Source organism: Mycobacterium sp. TH-M103 (assembly GCF_057473785.1).
The window spans coordinates 1-5,941 of record NZ_JBYCLG010000080.1 but is presented as its reverse complement, the minus strand read 5'-3'; the positions used below and the strand labels follow the sequence as shown (position 1 = coordinate 5,941).

Annotated in this window: 5 protein-coding genes and 1 pseudogene; 3 read left to right on the top strand and 3 right to left on the bottom strand. The window is 71.7% G+C overall.

From position 1 onward, the window contains the following. Positions 1–807, bottom strand: an 807-nt coding sequence (locus AC2VOR_RS04650) for an ATP-dependent DNA ligase (RefSeq protein ID WP_486963280.1), incomplete at its 3' end; no start/stop codon positions are given. Between the two features lie 101 nt (positions 808–908). Here AC2VOR_RS04650 and AC2VOR_RS04645 point away from each other — a divergent pair. Both AC2VOR_RS04645 and AC2VOR_RS04640 read left to right on the top strand, forming a co-directional pair. Continuing rightward, positions 909–1,667 carry an SDR family NAD(P)-dependent oxidoreductase gene (locus AC2VOR_RS04645; RefSeq protein WP_369739678.1) on the top strand — a complete coding sequence of 253 codons (759 nt, stop codon included), beginning with the start codon at positions 909–911 and terminating at the stop codon, positions 1,665–1,667. 104 nt (positions 1,668–1,771) lie between these two features. Beyond that, positions 1,772–3,940, top strand: coding sequence for an acyl-CoA dehydrogenase family protein (locus AC2VOR_RS04640; protein WP_369739677.1), 2,169 nt, complete (start codon positions 1,772–1,774; stop codon positions 3,938–3,940). 31 nt (positions 3,941–3,971) lie between these two features. Here AC2VOR_RS04640 and AC2VOR_RS04635 read toward each other — a convergent pair. Both AC2VOR_RS04635 and AC2VOR_RS04630 read right to left on the bottom strand, forming a co-directional pair. Beyond that, positions 3,972–4,339, bottom strand: a pseudogene (locus AC2VOR_RS04635) (winged helix-turn-helix transcriptional regulator); the annotation flags it as partial. A 134-nt stretch (positions 4,340–4,473) separates the two neighbouring features. Then, positions 4,474–4,806, bottom strand: a complete 333-nt coding sequence (locus AC2VOR_RS04630) for a Zn-ribbon domain-containing OB-fold protein (RefSeq protein WP_369739676.1) — start codon at positions 4,804–4,806, stop codon at positions 4,474–4,476. Between the two features lie 52 nt (positions 4,807–4,858). Between AC2VOR_RS04630 and AC2VOR_RS04625 the strand changes: the two genes are divergently transcribed. After that, positions 4,859–5,941: thiolase family protein (locus AC2VOR_RS04625; protein WP_486963281.1), on the top strand; the 1,083-nt coding region annotated here is incomplete at its 3' end.

Genomic DNA, 5,941 nt, shown 5'->3' with positions numbered 1-5,941 from the left:
GTCCGGCCGCAGCGCGATCGCCTCGCCGTCGGCGATCAGGTCGTGCACCGGCAGCGCCAGCGTCGCCTCCACCACCTCGGGCAGGCGGGCGGTGACGTCGTCGAGACTGCGGGTGTAGACGCTCACCGCGCCGCCGGACCGGTGGATCTGCACCCGGGCGCCGTCCAGCTTTGCTTCGAAAATCGTTGTGCCGCCGTGGCGTTCGAGCGCATCGGTCACGCCGGTCGCGGTCTGTGCCAGCATCGGGCCCACCGGGCGGCCGACCCGCAGCGCGAACGCGTCCAGGGCGGTGGCGCCGCCGCACAGCGCGGTCGCGGCCACCGCCGGCAGGTCTCCGCCCAGCATCGCGGCGCGCCGGACCGCGGCGGCGGGAAGATCGGCGGCCGTGGCCACGGCGTCGGCCATGATCCCGGCCAGCGCGCCCTGGCGCAGCTCCCCGCCGAGCAGCCGGAGCAGGAACGTCTGCTCGGGTTCCGTTGCAGCGCCGAATAATCCGACCACGAGGCCGGCCCGGCGCGCCTGCGCGCCCTTCCCCGCCACCGCGCCGATCTCGGAAAGGGTGGCGTCGACGCCGGCGACGGTGAGCGACGGCTCGGCCGCGGGCGCGGGCCTGGACCGCAGCGACGCCCAGCCGACACCGATCTGGCGCTGCGGCAGCTCGCCGGAGAGCCAGGACACCACGACGGCCACCAGCTCCGGGTCGGGCGCGGCGCGGCGCAGCAGCTCGGCGATGAGCGCGACCTTGGCCAGGCGCGACGACGTGCCGCCCACGGCCAGCGACGCCGCGGCCACATCGAGGAGGAGCACGAAACCAGCTTGGCACGGCTCGCCGACAACCCCGCCGGGGCGACGCGCTAGCGTGCCTACGTAACGTTACAGATACCAGGCATTCTGACAAGGAGCACCGGATGGAGATCAACGGAAAGAAGGTCGTCGTCATCGGCGGCGCGTCGGGGATGGGCCGCGCCACCGCCGAACTGCTGGCGCAGCGCGGCGCCCAGGTCGCGGTCCTGGACCGGGAGAACTCCGACGGCAAGAACGTGGCCGACGGGCTCGGCGGCGCGTTCTATCCCGTCGACGTCACCGACTTCACCGGCACCGAGCAGACCCTGCAGAGCGCCGTCGACAAGCTGGGCGGCCTGCACGTCGTGGTGACGACCGCCGGTGGCGGCATCGCCAAGCGGACGCTGACCAAGGACGGCCCGCACGACCTCGAATCCTTCCAGTCCGTCGTCGATCTCAACCTCATCGCCACGTTCAACATCAGCCGCCTGGCCGCCGCGCACATGGCCAAGAACGACCCCGAGGACGAGGAGCGCGGCGTCATCATCAACACCGCGTCGATCGCGGCCTTCGAGGGCCAGATCGGGCAGATCGCCTACACCGCCGCCAAGGCCGGGATCGCGGGCATGTGCCTGACGATGGCCCGCGACCTGGGGTCGCTGGGCATCCGGGTGCTGGCGATCGCCCCGAGCCTGTTCCTGACCGGGATCACCTCCATGGTTCCCGACGAGATGGCGACCGCCCTGGTCAAGGACGCGGCATTCCCCAAGCGGATGGGCCGGCCCATCGAGTACGCGAAGCTGGCGGCGGCCATCGTGGACAACCCGATGCTCAACGGCCAGTGCATCCGGCTGGACGCCGGGCAGCGGTTCGCGCCCAAGTAGCCACCCCGGGTCGGGTTCCTGACGGGAATAAGTACACTCTTTAGGCAGCCGCCCCGCTCCCTTCCGGAGCGGGGCAGGCGGTCAGCCCCCCGCGAGGAGAACCCATGGCTATCGCACTGACCGACGACCACCGCGAGCTCGCCGAGGTGGCGCGCGCGTTCCTCACCTCGCAGAAGGCGCGCTGGGCGGCGGGGTCGCTGCTCGACGCCCCCGACGAGGCGCGGCCGGGATTCTGGCCGAACCTGGTCGAACTCGGGTGGCTCGGGCTGCACATCGACGAGGAGCACGGCGGGTCGGGCTACGGGTTGCCCGAACTCGTGGTGGTGGTCGAGGAACTCGGGCGCGCGGTCGCGCCGGGACCCTTCGTCCCGACCGTGATCGCCTCGGCGGTGATCGCCAAGGACGGCACCGCCGCGCAGAAGTCGCGGCTGCTGCCCGGCCTGATCGACGGAACCGTCACCGCGGGCATCGGCCTGGACGGTCGGGTGCGGTTCGAAAACGGTGTCGCCGAGGGCGAGGCCGGGATCGTGCTGGGGGCCGGGCTGGCCGAGCTGTTGCTGATCGCCGCCGGTGACGACGTCCTGCTGCTGGAGCGCGACCGCGCCGGGGTGTCGGTCGAGGTCCCGGAGAATCTGGACCCGACCCGGCGGTCGGGACGCGTCCGCCTGCAGAACGTGAGCATCACCGCCGACGACGTGGTGGCGGGCGGGCGGGAATCCGCGCTGGCCCGGGCCCGGACGCTGCTGGCCGCCGAGGCGGTGGGCGGGGCGTCGGACTGCGTCGAGTCCGCCGTCGACTACGCGAAGGTGCGCCAGCAGTTCGGCCGCACCATCGCGACTTTCCAAGCGGTCAAGCACCATTGCGCGAACATGCTGGTCGGCGCCGAGTCCGGCGTCGCCGCGGTGTGGGACGCCTCGCGCGCGGCAGCCGAGGACGAGGCGCAGTTCAGGCTGGCCGCCGCGGTCGCGGCGGCGCTGGCCTTCCCGGCCTACGCGCGCAACGCCGAGCTCAACATCCAGGTACACGGCGGGATCGGCTTCACCTGGGAGCACGACGCGCATCTGCACCTGCGCCGGGCGCTGGTGAGTGCGGCCCTGTTCGGCGGTGACGCGCCGCCGTGCGACGTCTTGGAGCGCACCGCGGCCGGGGTGACCCGGGAGAACAGCCTGGACCTGCCGCCCGAAGCCGAAGAGCTGCGTACCCACATCCGCGCCGACGCCGCCGAGATCGCGGCGCTGGACGACAAGGCGCAGCGCGACAAGCTGATCGAGACCGGCTACGTGATGCCACACTGGCCCAAGCCCTGGGGCCGCGCCGCCGACGCCGTCGAGCAACTGGTGATCGAGGAGGAGTTCCGCGCCGCGGGCATCAAGCGCCCCGACTACTCGATCACCGGGTGGGTCATCCTGACTTTGATTCAGCACGGAACCGAGTGGCAGATCGAGAGATTCGTCGAGAAGGCGCTGCGCCAGGAAGAGATCTGGTGCCAGCTGTTCTCCGAGCCCGAGGCCGGCTCGGACGCCGCGTCGGTCAAGACCCGCGCGGTCCGGGTGGACGGCGGCTGGAAGATCAACGGGCAGAAGGTGTGGACCAGCGGCGCCCAGTACTGCGCCCGCGGCCTGGCCACCGTGCGCACCGATCCCGACGCGCCCAAGCACGCCGGCATCACCACCGTGATCATCGACATGAAGGGTCCCGGGGTCGAGGTGCGGCCGCTGCGGCAGATCACCGGCGGCTCGGAGTTCAACGAGGTGTTCTTCAACGACGTCTTCGTCCCCGACGAGGACGTCGTCGGCACGCCCAACTCGGGGTGGACGGTCGCGCGCGCCACGCTGGGCAACGAGCGGGTCAGCATCGGCGGCGGCAGCGGGGCGTTCTACGGCGGGCTGGCCCCCACTTTGGTGCAGCTGGCCGGGCAGAGCGGGGACCGGTTGGCGGGCGCGAAGGCCCGGGTGGGTCGGTTCCTGGCTGAGGATCACGCCCTGCGGTTGCTGAACCTGCGGCGCGCGGCCCGCAGCGTCGAAGGGGCCGGTCCCGGCCCGGAGGGCAACATCACCAAGCTCAAGCTGGCCGACCACATGATCGAGGGCGCCGCGATCTGGGCCGCGCTGGTGGGACCCGAGGTCGCGCTGACCGACGGGCCCGGCGCGGTCGTCGGCCGGATGGCGATGGGCGCGCGCGGCATGGCCATCGCGGGCGGTACCTCGGAGGTCACCCGCAACCAGATCGCCGAGCGGATCCTCGGCATGCCGCGCGACCCGCTGATCAACTAGCGCCCGTTACGCGGGGCTCGGAGAACCGGCCATCTTCGGAGACGGTGCGGCGGATGTCCCACATCAACAGGTGCGGATCCAGGTCCTCCTCGCCGAGTTCGGGAATCCACCGGACCCCCCACTCGCCGAGCGTGTCGACCACCGTCGCGAGCTCGCGGCCGCACTGCGTCAGCGAATACGACGTGCGGCCCTCGACCTCGGTGCGCTCGACGACAGCGGCGCGCTGCAGCGACTCGAGCCGCTTGGACAGCGGCGCCGGTGACATCTTCGGCACGCCACGCCGCATGTCTTTGAAATGAATTCTGCCACAAAGCAACTCGCGCACGGCGGGCAACGTCCAGCCTTGTCGAGCGGCTCCATCGCCTTGGCGACCGGGCAGAACTGGCCGTATGTCGACACCCGCCGCTGCGGCGCTCGCCTGCGCTGGGTGCAGGCCAACGCCGAAGCGCTGCCCCTGCGGCAGCGGCGAGTTCGACGACCTGGTCACCGCGCGCAAGCGCTGAGCGCCCCGCGCACCCCTGCTCGCGCCCTCGTCAGGCCGGCGCGAACACCGGGGCGCCGCCGCTGCCCCGCTCCGGGCGGAGGTCCACGCTCATCCCGCACGCCACCGAATCCGGTTCGCAGCCAACGATGTTGGAGGCCACACGCAACCCGCTCTGCCCGGCGAGCTCAACGATGGCGATCACGTACGGCGTCGGGATCTCGGGGTTGTACGGATGGTGGTTGACCGTATAGGTGAACACCGTCCCGCGGCCGGAGACCGGCCGGGCGACCAGCGGGGCGCCGCAGTCGCGACATTCGCCGCTCGGCGGATGTACCCAGCGCGCGCAGGCGACGCAATGTTCGATGAGCAACTCGGCCGACACGTGCAATACAGTACACTCAATTGCTCATGGGTTGGTCGACGGCGGTGTGGGGATGATGTATTTCGAGAAAGACGCGATCGTGTCCGGCATCGGCATCTCCCGGATCGGGCGCCGCACCGGCATCGCCGGGCCGGAGCTGACGCTGGAGGCGGTCCGGGCGGCCATCTCCGACGCCGGTCTGCAGGCGGACGACATCGACGGGATCGCGACCCTGGGCGACACCCCGCCGGGCGTCGTCAACGCCGAACTGCGGATCGCCGCCGCCGACTGCGGATCCGGTTTCGGCACCGGTGGGCTGCTCAGTCCGGTGATGTCGGGCTGTCGCGCGGTCGCCGAGCGGCGGGCCCGCCACGTCGTGGTGTACCGGACGGTCCAGATGCTCGGCGGGACGGTCCCGGTGCAGCAGCAGGGGGACGAGGCTCCCGCCCCGCCGCTGGCGCGGATGTTCGACGCGCCCGACGGGGCGCCGCGGCCGGCGGTCGGCCCGATGGACGACGTCAACGACCTGATCGCCGCGCACGCCTACTCAGCCGCGAACTGGCTGGCGCTGAACTGCCGCCGCCACATGGAGCTCTACGGCACCACCAAAGAGCAGCTGGGCTGGGTCGCGCTCAACGCCCGGCGCAACGCGGCGCTGAATTCTCTTGCGGTGTACCGCGAACCGATGGCGATGGCCGACTACCTGGGCGCGCGCCCGGTGTCGACGCCGTTCGGGCTGCTGGACTGCGACGTGCCGATCGACGGATCGGTCGCGGTGGTGGTGTCGAACGCGGAGTACGCCCGCGACTGCCCGCACCGGGCGGTGTCGGTGGAGGCGATCGGCGGGTCCGACGGCGCCGGCGGCTGGTTCCACCGCGACGACTACCCCAAAATGGCCATGTCGGATGCCGCGGCCCAGATGTGGTCGCGCACCGAGTTGACGCCCGCCGATCTCGATGTCGCGCAGTTGTACGACGGGTTCACGTTCCTGACGATCGCGTGGTTGGAGGCCCTCAGAATCTGCGGCGACGGCGAGGCCGGGCCGTTCGTCGAGGGCGGGGCGCGGATCGCCCGCGACGGTACGCTGCCGCTCAACACCTACGGCGGCCAGCTCTCGGCGGGGCGCATGCACGGCTACTGGGCGCTGCACGAAGGC

Coding starts and splice junctions, on each gene's coding strand:
- AC2VOR_RS04645 (WP_369739678.1), top strand. CDS start 909: ATGGAGATCAACGGAAAGAAGGTCGTCGTCATCGGCGGCGCGTCGGGG.
- AC2VOR_RS04640 (WP_369739677.1), top strand. CDS start 1,772: ATGGCTATCGCACTGACCGACGACCACCGCGAGCTCGCCGAGGTGGCG.